At 51.4% G+C, this 14869-nt stretch carries 18 protein-coding genes; 6 read left to right on the top strand and 12 right to left on the bottom strand.

Annotation, left to right across the window (positions count from 1 at the left end; all coding sequences use genetic code 11):
- Nucleotides 1–2: 2 nt before the first annotated feature.
- Nucleotides 3–662, bottom strand: a complete 660-nt coding sequence (locus ACVA58_RS23205; protein ID WP_446512718.1) for an RseA family anti-sigma factor — start codon at nt 660–662, stop codon at nt 3–5.
- Between the two features lie 23 nt (nt 663–685).
- Nucleotides 686–1264 (bottom strand): RNA polymerase sigma factor RpoE, encoded by a 579-nt coding sequence (gene rpoE / locus ACVA58_RS23200; protein ID WP_255041122.1) that lies wholly within the window; start codon nt 1262–1264, stop codon nt 686–688.
- 400 nt (nt 1265–1664) lie between these two features.
- Between rpoE and nadB the strand changes: the two genes are divergently transcribed.
- Nucleotides 1665–3281, top strand: a complete 1617-nt coding sequence (nadB, locus tag ACVA58_RS23195; RefSeq protein WP_446512717.1) for an L-aspartate oxidase — start codon at nt 1665–1667, stop codon at nt 3279–3281.
- A gap of 72 nt (nt 3282–3353) precedes the next feature.
- Here the strand turns inward: nadB and ACVA58_RS23190 are convergent, their stop codons facing one another.
- From ACVA58_RS23190 to ACVA58_RS23180, 3 genes are all read right to left on the bottom strand, one after another.
- Complete coding sequence (locus tag ACVA58_RS23190; protein ID WP_446512716.1) at nt 3354–5183, bottom strand: methyl-accepting chemotaxis protein; 1830 nt, start codon at nt 5181–5183, stop codon at nt 3354–3356.
- Between the two features lie 187 nt (nt 5184–5370).
- On the bottom strand, nt 5371–5847 hold the full coding sequence (locus ACVA58_RS23185; protein WP_446512715.1) for a protein YgfX: 477 nt from the start codon (nt 5845–5847) through the stop codon (nt 5371–5373).
- Complete coding sequence (locus tag ACVA58_RS23180) at nt 5771–6031, bottom strand: FAD assembly factor SdhE (RefSeq protein ID WP_446512714.1); 261 nt, start codon at nt 6029–6031, stop codon at nt 5771–5773. The genes ACVA58_RS23185 and ACVA58_RS23180 overlap by 77 nt, the downstream gene beginning before the upstream one ends.
- Nucleotides 6032–6317: 286 nt before the next feature.
- Between ACVA58_RS23180 and ygfZ the strand changes: the two genes are divergently transcribed.
- Genes ygfZ through ACVA58_RS23165 form a run of 3 tightly spaced genes read left to right on the top strand, consistent with a single transcriptional unit; the run spans nt 6318 to nt 8713 of the window.
- Nucleotides 6318–7298 (top strand): tRNA-modifying protein YgfZ, encoded by a 981-nt coding sequence (gene ygfZ / locus ACVA58_RS23175; protein WP_446512713.1) that lies wholly within the window; start codon nt 6318–6320, stop codon nt 7296–7298.
- Between the two features lie 3 nt (nt 7299–7301).
- Complete coding sequence (locus ACVA58_RS23170; protein WP_446512712.1) at nt 7302–7763, top strand: aminoacyl-tRNA deacylase; 462 nt, start codon at nt 7302–7304, stop codon at nt 7761–7763.
- An 11-nt stretch (nt 7764–7774) separates the two neighbouring features.
- A complete protein-coding gene (locus ACVA58_RS23165; RefSeq protein ID WP_446512711.1) occupies nt 7775–8713 on the top strand; it encodes a LysR family transcriptional regulator in 939 nt (312 codons plus the stop codon).
- A gap of 82 nt (nt 8714–8795) precedes the next feature.
- On the opposite strand, the gene nqrM is transcribed toward ACVA58_RS23165, so the two are convergent.
- Genes nqrM through ACVA58_RS23150 form a run of 3 tightly spaced genes read right to left on the bottom strand, consistent with a single transcriptional unit; the run spans nt 8796 to nt 9771 of the window.
- On the bottom strand, nt 8796–8993 hold the full coding sequence (nqrM, locus tag ACVA58_RS23160; RefSeq protein WP_446512710.1) for a (Na+)-NQR maturation NqrM: 198 nt from the start codon (nt 8991–8993) through the stop codon (nt 8796–8798).
- The gene (locus tag ACVA58_RS23155; RefSeq protein ID WP_446512709.1) at nt 8990–9466 is read right to left on the bottom strand and encodes a NifB/NifX family molybdenum-iron cluster-binding protein; all 477 of its coding nucleotides are present in this window, start codon (nt 9464–9466) and stop codon (nt 8990–8992) included. The genes nqrM and ACVA58_RS23155 overlap by 4 nt, the downstream gene beginning before the upstream one ends.
- Entirely contained in the window at nt 9457–9771 is a 315-nt protein-coding gene (locus ACVA58_RS23150; RefSeq protein WP_446512708.1) for a DUF134 domain-containing protein, read from the bottom strand. The genes ACVA58_RS23155 and ACVA58_RS23150 overlap by 10 nt, the downstream gene beginning before the upstream one ends.
- A gap of 462 nt (nt 9772–10233) precedes the next feature.
- On the opposite strand from ACVA58_RS23150, the gene ACVA58_RS23145 reads away from it, so the two are divergent.
- Nucleotides 10234–10434 carry a DUF1107 domain-containing protein gene (locus tag ACVA58_RS23145; protein ID WP_107350108.1) on the top strand — a complete coding sequence of 67 codons (201 nt, stop codon included), beginning with the start codon at nt 10234–10236 and terminating at the stop codon, nt 10432–10434.
- Between the two features lie 67 nt (nt 10435–10501).
- Here ACVA58_RS23145 and gcvH read toward each other — a convergent pair whose 3' ends face one another.
- The 4 genes from gcvH to ACVA58_RS23125 form a co-directional block, all read right to left on the bottom strand.
- Nucleotides 10502–10888, bottom strand: coding sequence for a glycine cleavage system protein GcvH (gcvH, locus tag ACVA58_RS23140; protein WP_446512719.1), 387 nt, complete (start codon nt 10886–10888; stop codon nt 10502–10504).
- A gap of 339 nt (nt 10889–11227) precedes the next feature.
- Nucleotides 11228–12436 carry an FAD-dependent 2-octaprenylphenol hydroxylase gene (locus tag ACVA58_RS23135; protein WP_446512707.1) on the bottom strand — a complete coding sequence of 403 codons (1209 nt, stop codon included), beginning with the start codon at nt 12434–12436 and terminating at the stop codon, nt 11228–11230.
- A 2-nt stretch (nt 12437–12438) separates the two neighbouring features.
- A complete protein-coding gene (gene ubiH / locus ACVA58_RS23130) occupies nt 12439–13626 on the bottom strand; it encodes a 2-octaprenyl-6-methoxyphenyl hydroxylase (protein WP_446512706.1) in 1188 nt (395 codons plus the stop codon).
- 44 nt (nt 13627–13670) lie between these two features.
- Nucleotides 13671–14306: a UPF0149 family protein gene (locus ACVA58_RS23125; RefSeq protein WP_446512705.1), complete on the bottom strand. Its 636-nt coding sequence runs from the start codon at nt 14304–14306 to the stop codon at nt 13671–13673.
- Between the two features lie 256 nt (nt 14307–14562).
- Here ACVA58_RS23125 and zapA point away from each other — a divergent pair, with 256 nt between their 5' ends.
- On the top strand, nt 14563–14865 hold the full coding sequence (gene zapA, locus ACVA58_RS23120) for a cell division protein ZapA (protein WP_446512704.1): 303 nt from the start codon (nt 14563–14565) through the stop codon (nt 14863–14865).
- Nucleotides 14866–14869 lie beyond the last annotated feature (4 nt).

The following is a 14869-nucleotide window of genomic DNA, read 5'->3' as shown; positions in this document are numbered from 1 at the left end:
GATTAATTCACGTCGAGCATTGTACGGTCAATTGAGCCGTCTTCAGCATTGAGGCGAAGCTGTAATTCATAATCTTGCAGCATGGCATTGATGCGGCGACGCTGTTCCATCACCTGCTCTTCGCTCGGACCTGTATGGCGGCTCGAACGTACAGAATCACGAGTCAAACTCACTGGTTCAGCCGTTCCCGCAAATGGGATGGTTTCCAGTACAGGTAACTGTGCATCTCCAGATGACGTGGTTAGTGAACTCTCACCACCATTGTATTGCTGGACGCCCACAATCACAGCCAAAGACACGGAAGCGGCGACCGCTACCTGTCCAAACTGGGTAAGCCAAGCTGGCATCTTGCGTTTGGCTTGCTGAGGTGTAGGCTGAGATTCTTCAACCTGCGCCTCACGCGCCGCTGCAATAGAGACCACAGAGGCAGGCTCTGTCTGTACGATTCCCGTATGAACAGGTTCATCCTCCAGCGCCAGTGCTACCTTAGCCGCAATGTCCCATTCCTTGTTTTGCGGTGCTTCCCCGCGCATCACATCACCTATGAGGTTGAAGTTCTGCCAGGTCTGCTGACTATCGTCATCGACAGCCAATGCATTAATAATGCTCTGATCCAGCTCTTCGCCATCAAGCAATGACGAGATTTTTTCTTTATCAGCCATCTTTTTCACCGTTTGGCCCAACACTATCGCTGTGTAAGAGGTCGAATACGTTTTTCAACCGCCTCTCGCGCTCGAAATATACGGGAGCGTACTGTACCGACCGGACAACCCATGACCTCTGCAATTTCCTCATAGCTCAAGCCTTCCAGCTCGCGCAAGGTGATCGCAGTTTTAAGATCATCCGGTAATCCTTCAATGGTACTGAAAACTACCCGCCTTAATTCATCAGACAACATTTGGTTCTCAGGGTTCGAAATTTCTTTCAGTGCACTACCACTTTCATAATATTCCGCATCCTCCGCATCCACATCCGACGCGGGCGGGCGACGTCCCTGAGCCACCAAATAGTTTTTCGCCGTGTTAACAGCGATTCGATATAACCATGTATAAAACGCACTCTCACCCCGAAAAGTCGGCAGTGCCCGGTACGCCTTAATAAATGCTTCCTGAGCGACATCCGGTACATCGCCGGAGTTGCTGACATATCTGGCAACTAAGTTGCAGACTTTATTCTGGTATTTCACTACCAGTAAATTGAATGCCTGCTTATCACCACGCTGTACCCGCTCAATTAATACCTGATCAGTTTGCTGCTCGCTCATTCGAGCGTGTACTCCTATATCAAATTCACCCGCATTTTTATCTGTTGTTCCGGCTGGCCCTCAAAAACAAACTCTTTTTGCTGGTATACCTTGTGCCGAACTCGCCTAGCTATGACGAGTATGCTCAATCAAAACAGTATGATAAAAATGTATGAGCGTGAGCACTATTTAAGACCTAGGGGAACTGGCAAAGTTCCCAAGGAAAAAATTATTTCTCAATAATAGTGCGCGATTTTTCCATTGTATTAAAGCAGTATGTCTGCTGTATGCACGCTTTGGTCACGCTGATTTGTGCATTATATAGTTTAAGGCGGGAGATTTGTGAACCATCCGTCAAAAATGAACAAAACCAACGGAATTTGGTAATATAGCGGGATTACCACAGGGATATGAAATCATTATGAATGAAAACCGTGAACATCAATGCGATGTGCTTGTTGTCGGTAGTGGTGCAGCAGGACTGTCATTGGCCCTTAGACTCGCACCCATGGGTAAAGTGATCGTCCTGAGCAAGGGACCGCGCAGCGAGGGAGCAACCTTCTATGCCCAAGGCGGGATCGCCGCCGTTTTTGATGAATCAGACAGTGTTGATTCCCACATCGAGGATACCCAGATTGCCGGTGCCCACCTGTGTGATGAAGACGTCGTCCGCTTCATCGCTGAAAATGCCAAGCACTGTGTCCAGTGGCTGATCGATGGCGGTGTGCCGTTTGACCGCGAAGAAAGCGACACCGACGAAGCCCCACGCTATCACCTGACCCGCGAGGGGGGACACAGCCACCGCCGTATCCTCCACGCCGCCGATGCTACCGGCATGGCTGTGCAAAACTCATTGCAAGACAATGTTCACAACCACCCGAATATCGAAGTACTCGAGCGCCATAATGCATTGGATCTCATCACTTCACACAAATTGGGTGATACCGAACAGCCAAACCGGATCCAAGGTGCTTACATCTGGAACCGAAACCTTGAAGCGGTCGAAACCGTTCGCGCCAAGTTTGTGGTGCTGGCAACCGGTGGTGCTTCTAAAGTTTACCAGTATACCTCGAACCCGGATGTCTCCTCCGGTGACGGGATTGCGATGGCATGGCGCGCTGGCTGCCGGGTCGCGAACCTAGAGTTCAACCAGTTCCACCCTACTTGCCTGTTCCATCCTGATGCACGTAACTTCCTACTGACCGAAGCCCTGCGTGGCGAAGGTGCGTATCTGCGCCGCCCTGATGGCTCACGGTTTATGAAAGATTTCGATGAGCGAGGCGAGTTGGCACCGCGTGATGTTGTTGCCCGGGCTATCGACTTTGAAATGAAGCGTCTCGGTGCCGATTGCATGTATCTCGATATCAGCCACAAGCCAGCAGACTTTGTCACCAAACACTTCCCAACCATTTACGAGAAATTGCTGACGTTCGGTATTGATATCACCCAAGAGCCGATCCCGATTGTCCCAGCCGCTCACTATACCTGTGGTGGCGTAGTCGTCGACAAACAAGGCTTGACCGATCTCGATGGCCTTTATGCTATCGGCGAGGTCAGCTACACCGGCCTGCACGGGGCCAACCGTATGGCCTCTAACTCCCTGTTGGAGTGTGTGGTCTACGCCTGGGCAGCCGCTGAAAGCATTGCCGAGAAAATGGAGAGCGTCGAGCTTCCACCTTCGCTGCCTTTCTGGGACGAAAGCCAAGTCAGCTGCTCTGATGAAGAAGTCGTGATCCAGCACAACTGGCACGAGCTGCGCTTGTTTATGTGGGACTACGTGGGCATTGTCCGCACCACCAAGCGTCTTGAACGAGCGATGCGCCGGATCCAGCTGCTAAAAGACGAAACCGATGAGTACTACAGCAACTTCAAAGTTTCGAACAACCTGCTGGAGCTGCGCAACCTGCTCCAAGTTGCCGAACTCATGGTTCGCTGCGCTCTCGAGCGGAAAGAAAGCATCGGCCTGCACTATACCCTCGACTACCCCGAAGCTGTTGAGCAAGCCAAGCCAACCGTGCTGATCCCTGACCAGCAGTAATATCAGAAAAACAAAAACAAAAAAGCGAGGGCCATTTGGCCCTCGCTTTTCTTTATTGTGATTTGGCGCTCGTTAGACCCGGAATCCGGCAATTGCTTGTTCTAGCCCTTTTGCTTGTTGGGCCACAGCCTGAGCGGCTTGTACGTTGTCATGGGCGACCTGGGTGTTGAGTATAGTCAAATCGCTGATAGCTGAGACATTCTGCCCAACTTCACCCGACACTAAGCTCTGCTGCTCAACCGCCGCGGCGATCTGGTGACTGGTGTCCATTATCTGCTGCATATTCGCCATGATATGGTTGATTTGTCGCTCCGCACTTTCCGCCTGAGTCACACTCTGGCCACCCAGCTCGCGGCAATGACTAATATGCTCCACCACTTGTTCGGTCTGCCCCTGTAGGGAGCCAATAATAGTCGTAATTTCTTCCGTCGACTGACGGGTACGTAATGCCAAGGTCCGGACCTCATCAGCAACCACAGCAAAACCGCGCCCCTGTTCACCGGCCCGGGCGGCTTCAATAGCCGCATTTAGAGCCAACAAGTTGGTTTGCTCGGCAATATCTTTAATCACATCCAGCACCGAGCCAATATTAGTCGACAGGTTAGACAGGCTAGACACTTGCTCGCTGGTGCTGGCTAAATCGTCAGACAGCGTATCGATCTTATGTTTGGTATTCGTCACTTCCTGCAATCCATCGGTCGCCCCCTGAAAGCTACGCTCGGCATGCCCTGCGGCCACTTCTGTGTTATCAGCAATGTCGCGGATTGTCGCCCCCATTTCCGTCACCGCCGTGGCAACAGACTCGGTCTCGCTTTGCTGTTGACGTAGAGCTTGTTCGGACTCGTTACTCCGTTGCTGAAGCTGATTCGAGGCACCGCCCAATTCGGAAACCGCTACCTGTACCTCCCCCACCAATTGGCGCAAGCTCGCCAGCAGATAGTTAAAATTAACCGCCATCTCCGCCATCTCATCGTTACCAACCTGATCTGCGGTGCGGGTCAGATCATGGCTGGTTGCAATTTCTGCCATCAGCTGGCTCATCCCTGCCAAGCGGCGGTGGATGGACTGGCTAATCCACCCAGACAACCCCAACAGGGCCAACACAACCAGTACAACGGTTACCGACAAGACCGCAGTTAGCTGCTGCTGATCATCTGCCACGGTCTTATCCAACTGCTGCTTGACTGTCGAAAACATCTGTTCAACCTGGTGGGCCTGGCTGCGCATATCACCTAGCAACCCTTGATTATGGCTCAGGCCAATCTGTGTCAACTGCAAACGAGCCTGCTCAGCAGCCTGTTGGTAGCGCTGAAAGTTCTGGCCAAATAGCACAGACAGCTGCATTTCATGAGCCTGCTTCAATGCTAAATAATCCGCCACACTGTCTTGGTTTCCTTCCAGCACCATCACCTTGCTAGCCATTACCAGCGAAAATAACGGGCCAAGGCCTTCCCCTTGCACGCTGGCAGTATGGATAAGCGCATCCGTTGCAGCAAAGTACTCGCCTAGCATCCCCTCATCTTTGGATAGCCCAAGCTGTTGATAGCCAGTCATCAATGCCAACATCCCCTCGCGATACTTGGCCATCACGCCAGAAAATTGCTCCAACTGCGTAATAGACAATGACAAGTACTGAGCTTGACTAGCCAGCTCTGCCTGCAAGTCCTGGTAACGGGTATAGTTACTCTCGAATGTTGAACGGTATTTCATGTCCATCCGCATCATGAAATCTTTTTCATTTCGGCGTAGGTTCAATAGCGCGACTTCCATCTCTGTGACTGTCACCTTGGCTTGGTTGAGACGAACCACCCGCTCACCCGCCACCTGACCGATCAACAGTACAGCGCCCAATGCCACGACTGAAATCAGGGTCAGCCCCAACAATTTTAATTTTATTTTCATTACCCTTTCCACCGCGTTTCAACACTGATTCACCAGCACCCACTCATGTTAATCGGCCCGATAGCTATTCTCTGAAACAAAAGATGACGCTTTCATGACCAAGAGAAACAGTTCACACGAAAAGCCATCAAAACACGCAAAAATAGACCAGTTTTGACCCAATGTATGAATTAATTATTTACCAGGGTTAACCAGAGAGTGTTCGGTGATGATGGGAATACAGCGCTAGGCTACGGTAGGAGGCACCAGAGCATGCGTCTGGACATATCGGCAACCAAATCATTTGGCCACTGACTCCTTCAAGGTGCCAAACAAGAATTAGGCCAGTGCGGATTCGTGCGGTCTTTAGCCGCCACTGCTTTTTCTGCCAGCGAATATCCCCTTGATTGGAGATCTGCAGCCGGCCAGCCAATTGGCAAATATCGGCAAAGCGCCGCTCCCACTCATTAAACAGCCACCAGCCAACAACGAAAAAAACAGGCCAGGGAAAAGGCGAGAGGAAGGTACAAAGCAATAACAGAACAAGCGCACAGGCATACAGCGATGCCAGTGCGCACATTAAGCGGTAGGATGGTGTAAGGGTAAGATCAGCGAAGTTTGCTGTTGTTGTGGGCAACAATCTTATCGACCATTGCTGCATGTGCCGGGTTTTCACTGCGGCCATGCTGCATCATCCAAGTAAACAGATCGGGATCGTCACACGTCAGCAGCGAGATAAAATCCTGCTGCTCTTGCTCGGGGAGATCATCAAAACACTCGTCGAAAAACGGCATGATGAGCACATCCAACTCCAGCATGCCACGGCGGCAAGCCCACTTAACCCGTGCTTTTTCGTCTGCACTTAACATTTTACAACCTCATGATTGGATCCCGGAGCGACCGTAAAAAGACCTAAACCGATGAAGGTAGCCCCGGATGTTAACAATGCTCACCATACTAGCAGCCCGTATTGCCAGCGACCATGAGGTAGCACAAACATTGCCCCGAGTTGAGAGCTAGGATCTATTTTGCTGCGCAGGTTATGGCAAGCAAACACGAACGACAATATCTGACCAACTTCCTCAAGTAATATTGCTGACAAATCACAATCCGCGCTTTAACATAGACATAAATGATTTCTCAACTGGACGTCCCATGAGCAACTGGTCTGAAAACCTCAATTTTGATCGCCTTTCCCTAGCAACCGGCGATGCCCTACCATCTCTTGCCTTGGTCGATCTTGCCAACTGGGCGCTGGTAACCCTGATCGGCGACGACAAAAAATCGTACTTACAAGGTCAGGTGACCTGTGATGTGGTGGGCCTTGCCGCAGAGCAAAGCACCCTTGCCGGTCATTGTGATGCTAAAGGTAAATTGCGTACCGTATTTCGTTTGTTCCACCACAATGATGGCTATGGTTTCTTGCAGCGCCGCAGCATTATGGATACCCAACTACCTGAGTTGAAGAAATACGCCATTTTTTCCAAAGTCGATATCGAAGCCAGTACTGATATTCTACTGGGTATTGCAGGTAGCGATGCAGACGCCCAAGTCACCCAGCTGTTTGGTGGCGAAGGCGATGTCCGTGCAATCCAAGGTGGTACTGCGGTCAAGATTGACTCCCTGCGCTGGCTGCTAGCACTCAACGCTGACGCGGCCAATGACGTTGCCAGCCAACTGGCAGCCACCGCGACACTGAGCGATGATAGCCTGTGGGATCTTTATGACATCCACGCTGCCATCCCGAGCATCAATGCGGCAACCGAGCTAGAATTCATCCCACAGGCGGTCAACCTTCAGGCCTTGGGTGGGATCAGCTTTACCAAAGGCTGCTATACCGGTCAGGAAACCGTGGCACGCGCCAAGTACCGCGGTATCAACAAGCGTGCGATGTACATTGTCAGCGGCCCAGCAAATCAATGCCCGCAAGCTGGCGACAGTCTAGAGCGCAGCGTAGGCGAAAACTGGCGCAAGGGCGGCACCATCGTCGCCGGTTACCAATTCGGCGATGGCCAAGCAACCGCATTAGTCGTATTGCCAAACGATCTGGACGAAGGTACGGCTTTCCGTCTGGCTGGTACCGAAGGTGTATGGCATCAGCAAGCGCTTCCGTACTCACTGGACGACAACAGCTAAGCCATGAATACCCCGGTTACCCATTACTTAGACAACGAAGGCGTGGAATATCGCCTTCTTCATCATAGCCAGCCGGCCAAAACCATAGAGGAAGCCGCCCGCGAAAGGGGGGTTGATCCCGAGCAGATGGTAAAATCCATCTTGCTCAGAGATATGGGAGGATTCCATGTGCTGGCGTGCGTGCCCGGCCCGGCCCAAGTTGATCCCAAAAAGGTCCGAGCGATGTTCGGCTGCCGTCGCATGACATGCGCCGATCCCAGTGATGTCGAAAAAGTCACAGGGCTGGTGATAGGAACAGTCGCACCGATCGGACTCAAGCGTCCTCTTCCGGTTATTTTCGATCACCAGATCACCGCCCACACTTGGGTCAATATCAGTAGTGGCGACCGAATGGCCGGCGTCGAATTAGCAACCGATGATCTGTTGGTACTGTGTGATCCTATGTTTGCCGATATCTGCCGTTAAATGGGAGCTGCATGAACAATATCAACTGGCGAGGCATTGACCTCAACCTGCTGGTCGCCTTTTCGGCTCTGATGGAAACTCGCAGTGTCACCAAAGCTGCCGCTAAGCTGTCCATCGGCCAATCAGCCATGAGCCATAACCTGTCACGGTTACGCGCCTTGCTTGATGATCCGCTGTTCGAACGCCGCGGCCACCAGATGATAGCCACCGAGAAAGCGATTGAGCTCACCCCGGTGGTCGAGCATATCCTCCAGCTGATCACCAGCGAAATCCTCCAGCCGGATAAGTTCTCCGCCGAAGACTATCAAGGCACTCTGAGGATCGGCCTGACCGACTATGCCGAATTGCTGTTCGCCCCAGCGTTGTTCGATGCTCTCCGCAAGGCGGCGCCGCACAGCCAACTCAGCTTCTGCAATGTTGACCGCAACAATTACCAGCAAGCAACCGAAAGCCAGAAAATCGACCTTATCATCGGCTCGATGACCAACTTACCCCATGAGTTCGATAGCCAGTACCTGTATACCGAAGACCATGTCTGTCTATTCGATGCTAAAGCGACCGGTTTATCCTCACCAATTGATCTGGCTAGGTATATCCAAACACCGCAGGCCTTGGTCTCCCCAGATGGCAAACTGATAACCAATATCGACAACCAGTTACAACAGCAGGGTTTCCAGCGCCATATTGCAGTAGGCTCCAGCAGCTTTCTGACCATCCGTCACCTGCTTAGTGGACGAAACTTGCTATGCGTGGTGTCGACCCTGATGGCCAGGCTTGATGTATTCAATGATGAGCTGAGCCAATGCCGTCCGCCGGTCGATATTCCCGACTTCGATATCAACATGCTATGGCTACGCCGCAATACCAACCACCCTCGTTTGGAATGGCTGCGCCAATGCGTCGGCGACGCCGTCACCCAACGGATTGAAGAGCTGCGTAAAGCTCATTGATATCGAGGAGCAACAGCGAAAGAGTGATACAAAAAAGCGCAGATGGGTATCTGCGCTTTTTCTTTACAACAGCGACTACAAGTTAGCGTTTTGATTCCGGCTCGCTGATTTGATAAAGCTTGTGCTCATCACAGGGCTCCTTACAGCCACACTCCTTGTCGACCCCGACATTGGCAAGCCCGCCACAGCTCCCCTGGATGGCTTTTTTGCGAAAGATCCAGCCAATAGCCATCGCCCCAATCACCAGCACAAAAATTAATACCGTCAACAAATAGGTCATAGCTTAAACCCTCCAATCTTGGTCAGCCCCTGCACATTGGCATTACCACTGGCTGTCATACCTATTTTAGCGGGCTTCACTGTTTTTTTGCTGCCGCAACCACAGCCACAGCCGCCTTTCTCGCGCTTGCACGGCCGCCCCTGCTCGGCAGTCAGCAACGGTTCACGGCCAACGCTGCCATCCAATACATCTTGCACCGCCGCACGGTTGGGAACCCTAAACACTGAAAAGCCCGCTCGTAGCAAGCGGGCTAGCGAACGCTGGCCGACATTGCCAAGCAATAACGTCTTAACATTATGCTCTGCCAATTGCGCCTGAAGCTGCTTTTTATGCTTGCATCCTACTTCTTTGCGGCCTTGGTTAATCAATTCGGCAATCAATTGTCCTTGTTCATCGTAAACAACAAAGCCGGCAGCTTTTCCGAAATGCCCTGCCACTTCATGATGTGGTGTGACGGCGATGGCTATTGACATGATGGCTCCTTTTCATTGTTTGGCTGGACAATAGTATCCAGCTCTAGTGCCATACCCTTGACCAAGGCGCTCGCCACTTTATGCCTTGCCGCAGCAACGATATTGCCCAAGGTCTGGCGGGATACCCCAAGCTCCTGCGCAGCAGCCTGCTGGCTGAGCCCATTGAGATCGACAAGTCTTAAAGCCTCTAATTCATCAGCTGCAAGCGAAAGGGAGGCGAGTTCAGACATTGGCACCCCATTGGGCTTGAAACAGCTATAAGCTGGGCGACAACGGATCCGCCGCTGGATTTTCGGTCTAGGCATAGTTCACTAATAATCTAATCGCTAAAAACACCATTATTGGCATATGCTAATAATAATCTTTGATCAAAAACAGTTTTCGAGCAGATCCGTCCAGTCGGGACAATCAGCATTTTCATCTGTTTAGCACAGCCTGCTACTTTTCAATTGGTTTATTTATGAACGATTTAGCTATTGGGATCTCCGCACTGGTTTTCCTTTTTAGGTCAGAATCAATATCTAAGTGACTAAAATCGTTTAACTAAATGCAAATCATGCAAAAAACAATGAATAATATGCCAGAGCGATAACTTAATTCACGATATAAAACAAAAGTATAAAACTCCATCCAACGCGCCAAGGGTAAAAGAAATAGTAGTTATTAAGTTATTTAACATCACTATTATGCTGAAGACATCACAAAAGCATAATGCGCATTGTTTTATAATTCCTGCCGTCAAATACAAAAGGAAAGGTTGGCTAACTATGCGGATGTTCAAACGCTACGTGCCGAAAATGATCGCAAAGCACGTAAGTCGTTTATTCAGTGGAAGGATCTACATTGATGGTCGAGGCGGCTATGAGTTCAACAACGGTCAATTGTTGGTGCCAGTGAAGGCCCAACATCGCCATTACCAAACGGTAAGTGAAATTAATCAGGAAATTCGTCGCCTTAAAGACTGCTAATCTCGCAGAAAAAGAAAAGCCCATTACGGGCTTTTCTTTTATCAAGGCATAGAAAGCTAATCAGGTCTTAGTCACTGTCTTCATCAACCAAGTCCGAGTAGCTATCAGCATCGAGCAAATCGGCAAACTCTCCCTCATCTTCGACCTTTATCTGGAACAACCAACCGTCACCATAAGGGTCACTATTGACCAGCTCTGGTGAACCTTCCAAGTCTTCATTGATGGCAATCACAAATCCGGATAACGGCGCATAAATATCAGACGCCGCCTTCACCGACTCTGCGACCGCACAATCTTCACCCGCTTCCGTTACGGCATCAATTTCCGGCAGATCAACAAACACCATATCACCCAGCAATGATTGGGCATGATCGGTAATACCCACCGTATATACCCCATCACCTTCGGGACGGATCCATTCATGGGTATTGGTAAACTTCAACTCAGAGGGAATATCGCTCATAGTGAAACTTCCTTATGAAAGCCTGCCTATCGCACTCTCAATGCGGCCAGCAGAATCAGTTATCGCAGGGAGAGCAAAAGCCAGTATTTGTTCGGCTAACAAGATGAAATCTAACGCCTGGGCCAGTTACTGCCAGCTCTGTTTTTTTCCTGATATTTAATGTAGGAGAAAATCACCAAATTGGATAACAATTTTTTGTCATTTCCGTGAATCCCCACCTTTCACCACGCTTTGTTTCCGAGCTGACTTCCTTAAGAGAACCAATGAATACAAAAAAGCCGCCCGTTTGAACTGGCGGCTCTTGGCTTGACTCGGCTGTTGGATATTAACTTAGTAGCGGGCTAACTCTGGTAGTTCACCACTGAGTCCCAAGGCCCGGCGCATAAACTCGTCCTTCACACCCGGCGCCTTGTCGGCAAACAGCATACCCAAATCGCGGACCAGCTTTTTGGCCGGATGACTGCCGTCGAACAGATCCCTGAAGCCCTGCATCGCCACGAGCATTTTCGCCGCTTCAGCTTTACGCCAACGCTCATAGTGGCGCAGGTGACTCTGACGACCGATATCTTTCTCTTCCAGCCACAGTTGCTTGAGCTCTTGCGCCAAGCTCGCCGCATCCAACAAGCCAAGGTTGACTCCCTGACCGGCAAGCGGGTGGACCGTATGGGCAGCATCCCCGACCAGAGCGACACGCTCACGGACAAAGTCACGGGCATAGCGCATCTTCAGCGGGAAGGCCTGTCGCTCACCTTCAACAGAACACAAGCCAAGGCGGTTATCAAACGCAGCGGTCAGATGTTTGTTGAACTCCGGCTCTGGCATTTCACACAACTGGTTTGCCTCTTCAGGCGGTAATGACCAAACAATCGAGCACAGATCCGGCTCAGCCAACGGCAAGAAAGCCAATGGCCCTTCAGGGCGAAAGATCTGGCGCGCCGTGTCTTGGTGCGGTTCACTGCATCGAATATTGGCAACAATAGCACTGTGGCCATAGTCCCAGTGAGTCAATGGTATATCTAGCTGCTGGCGCAACCAGGAATTGGCGCCGTCGGCACCGACCACCAGCTTAGCGGTCAAGTTACGGCCTGACTCTAAACTCAACCAAGCCTCACTCTCGCCAAAAGCAATGCTCTGGCAACGCTCCGGCGCCAGCAGAGTGACATTTGGCAGTTGCTTAACACAATCCATCAACGATAACTGAATGACCCGGTTTTCAACAATATGTCCCAAATCAGGCTGGGCCAGTCGTGCTGCATCAAAGGCAATATTGGCAAAGCTGTCCTGCTCCCATACCTGCATCTTGCTGTACGGCGCCATTCGGCGGGCAGCAATACCCTCCCAGGCACCCACTCGGCGCAGGATACGTTCACTGGCCCGACTCAGTGCCGAGACCCGGACATCCGGTAGCGGAGCAAGCTCCGTATCAGGTAACTTACCTTCAATCACCGCAACCCGTAGTTCGGTATCAGCAAAAGCAGCAGCCAAAGTAAGGCCGACCATACCGCCGCCAATAATAGCGACATCAACACTTTGCATCATGATTATCTATCTACCTGTCCCATCGCCCGCCGTACCAGCGGGGCTTTCAATACATCGACACATTCCATCGCCATCAAACCAAGGTTACGGCCGGCAACAAAAGGTATGCTATCGTTGGCAAAAATACCGACCAAGCCCGCGGTCATGCCAATCGTCGCTTCACGATCCGGCTCCCGACGCTGGCGGTAATGGCTCAATACCCGAGAGTGTCCAGCATCACCGGTGCGAGCCCACTCACGGCAGATTTCCTCGGCCAGACTCATCACATCACGCAAGCCAAGGTTGAACCCCTGACCAGCAATCGGATGCAGCGTCTGCGCCGCATTTCCCACCACGGCGACCCGATGAGAGGCTAGGCGAAGAGATTGGCGCAATAACAATGGATAGGCATGGCGTACACCGGCGTGGCTCAAGCGGCCGAGGCGCCAACCGAAGGCCTGCTGAAGCTTGGCAAGAAACGTCTCGTCACTCCAACCCATCACTTCAGCTTGATCGTCAGGGCGAATACACCACACCAATGAACTCCGACCTTCCGACATTGGCAGCAAAGCAACCGGCCCATGCGGGGTAAAACGTTCAAACGCTCTGCCCTGATGCGCCTCATCTGTAGTTACATTGGCGATCACCGCCACCTGTTCGAAGTCATATTCACTACGACCTAGACCCAGCATGTCGCCAACAGATGACTGGGCACCATCGGCGGCAACCACCAAACGGCAGTGCAATTGGTCGCCATTGTCCAAGATCAAATCAACACCATGCTGATGTCGTTCGATCTCAGCGATCTTGGCTGGACAAATCAGATCAATACGATCCAACTTTGCCAACTTGTGATGGAAGGCCCGTCCGGCATCAGTCAATTCAACCACGTAACCCAAAGCATCCACCGCCCGCTCACGGGCATCAAGGTGGACCATACCGGCGTGGCCACGATCTGAAACATGGATCTGGGAAATGGCGGTTGCCACACCAGAAAGTGCCTGCCAGCATCCGATACTGTCGAGCTGCTGGACCGAGCCTAGAGAAATGGCAATGCTTCGCGCGTCATAGCCGGGGTGCAGATCCAGCTTCGGCTCTACCGCTTCGACGACAGCAATACGAAGCTTTCCGGCCCCCAGTTTATCCAATGCAATTGCCAAGGTTGCGCCGGCCATTGCACCACCGGCTATCACGACATCGTACTGCTTCACATCTGTCCCTTAACTGAAAGTACTGTACTTAGTGAAGAACTGGCTTAGTGAAGAGTTGGCTTGTCAGCTAGGTCAGCCGTTTCATCTTCAGCTTCACCGCGCTGGCTCAGACCGATCAGGCACGTCAATACGCACTCCGGCACATAAGCCACCACGTTATCAAATAGCATCGCCTGCTCTTGCATATCTTCGTCTTCATCAACGCCAAGCTGGGCAATTTCTTCCAACGCAGCCACCGCCTCGGTGACATCGTCAGACAACTGCTGCTTATTCATCCCCATCAGACCGAGGCCAGAAATAAAATTGGTCACCCATTCACTCAGAGCCTCGGCACGGAGCATCAGCTCAGCGTCTTCGCCAGGAAGCAGCAATTCAACCGTGAAATCAACGTCAGCCAGTTCGGCAGCCGTCGAGGTGAAAAGGGTTTGGGTCAAGCCGCCCAGCTCGCGAGCTGCCGCGTCAAACACCGAGCGCACAACCGTTTTGGCACCATCGGTCATCGCGTCGCCCTGATTGGCATAGTCGCAAACTGGTGCCAGCCACTGTTCACCGTCAACAGCCATACCACCGCAAATCATCCCGCAGATCAGGCCATGCAGCTCTGACGGGGTAACGGCTAGGCCTTGCTCTTTCAGCATTGGCTCTAGGGTTTCATAGGCAGGAAGTTTTGGGTCGCTCATGGGCTATTCACCTTATTGTCATGGGGCTAAATCGTCTTTATGGTATGCTACCACTTATACAAAAGATCAGTCACTCGCCATTTCCCGTCTAATTTACCTCAATCTGGTTAATATCTGATTAATTAGACAGATTTAGGTCTAAAGCATGACGGGCTCACTTGCATGTTGATAGGGCTTTTTCTATATTGGGCCTCCTAGCGCATATCGCAGCGGAATGCCAAATTGGACGATCTGGCACGGAGCAGATTAAACATTTATGAGTAACCAGGCAGTAGAAATTCAGGTATATGGCCGCAGCTTCAAGGTGAACTGCCCAGCAGGCCAGGAAGACGCCCTGCGTGCAGCAGCCGCCGATTTTGATCAGCGCTTAAAAGATCTTGCCGAGCGAACCAAAATCACTAACGCCGAACAGCTGCTGATGTTTACCGGTCTAAACATTTGTAACGAGTTGCATAGCGAGCGCCAAGAACAACAGCGCAATGCTGAAAAACTATCCAATAGAATCAATGAGATGGAAGATTTATTGGAGAAAGCATTGCAATATCAGCCAAAGCGTTGATAAT

Source organism: Photobacterium sp. DNB22_13_2, from assembly GCF_052873915.1.
The sequence above is the reverse complement of the archived record's forward strand: the minus strand, read 5'-3'. Positions and strand labels throughout refer to the sequence as shown.

Excerpts from the sequence above, each read along its gene's own strand:
- ACVA58_RS23185 (WP_446512715.1), bottom strand. The coding sequence starts at position 5,847 with ATGGCCGCAGTGAAAACCCGGCACATGCAGCAATGGTCGATAAGATTG.
- ACVA58_RS23165 (WP_446512711.1), top strand. The coding sequence starts at position 7,775 with ATGAACAATATCAACTGGCGAGGCATTGACCTCAACCTGCTGGTCGCC.
- ygfZ (WP_446512713.1), top strand. The coding sequence starts at position 6,318 with ATGAGCAACTGGTCTGAAAACCTCAATTTTGATCGCCTTTCCCTAGCA.
- ACVA58_RS23180 (WP_446512714.1), bottom strand. The coding sequence starts at position 6,031 with ATGTTAAGTGCAGACGAAAAAGCACGGGTTAAGTGGGCTTGCCGCCGT.
- ACVA58_RS23205 (WP_446512718.1), bottom strand. The coding sequence starts at position 662 with ATGGCTGATAAAGAAAAAATCTCGTCATTGCTTGATGGCGAAGAGCTG.
- ACVA58_RS23150 (WP_446512708.1), bottom strand. The coding sequence starts at position 9,771 with ATGCCTAGACCGAAAATCCAGCGGCGGATCCGTTGTCGCCCAGCTTAT.
- ACVA58_RS23170 (WP_446512712.1), top strand. The coding sequence starts at position 7,302 with ATGAATACCCCGGTTACCCATTACTTAGACAACGAAGGCGTGGAATAT.
- ACVA58_RS23145 (WP_107350108.1), top strand. The coding sequence starts at position 10,234 with ATGCGGATGTTCAAACGCTACGTGCCGAAAATGATCGCAAAGCACGTA.
- ACVA58_RS23125 (WP_446512705.1), bottom strand. The coding sequence starts at position 14,306 with ATGAGCGACCCAAAACTTCCTGCCTATGAAACCCTAGAGCCAATGCTG.
- ACVA58_RS23155 (WP_446512709.1), bottom strand. The coding sequence starts at position 9,466 with ATGTCAATAGCCATCGCCGTCACACCACATCATGAAGTGGCAGGGCAT.
- zapA (WP_446512704.1), top strand. The coding sequence starts at position 14,563 with ATGAGTAACCAGGCAGTAGAAATTCAGGTATATGGCCGCAGCTTCAAG.
- nqrM (WP_446512710.1), bottom strand. The coding sequence starts at position 8,993 with ATGACCTATTTGTTGACGGTATTAATTTTTGTGCTGGTGATTGGGGCG.
- nadB (WP_446512717.1), top strand. The coding sequence starts at position 1,665 with ATGAATGAAAACCGTGAACATCAATGCGATGTGCTTGTTGTCGGTAGT.
- rpoE (WP_255041122.1), bottom strand. The coding sequence starts at position 1,264 with ATGAGCGAGCAGCAAACTGATCAGGTATTAATTGAGCGGGTACAGCGT.
- ACVA58_RS23190 (WP_446512716.1), bottom strand. The coding sequence starts at position 5,183 with ATGAAAATAAAATTAAAATTGTTGGGGCTGACCCTGATTTCAGTCGTG.
- ACVA58_RS23135 (WP_446512707.1), bottom strand. The coding sequence starts at position 12,436 with ATGATGCAAAGTGTTGATGTCGCTATTATTGGCGGCGGTATGGTCGGC.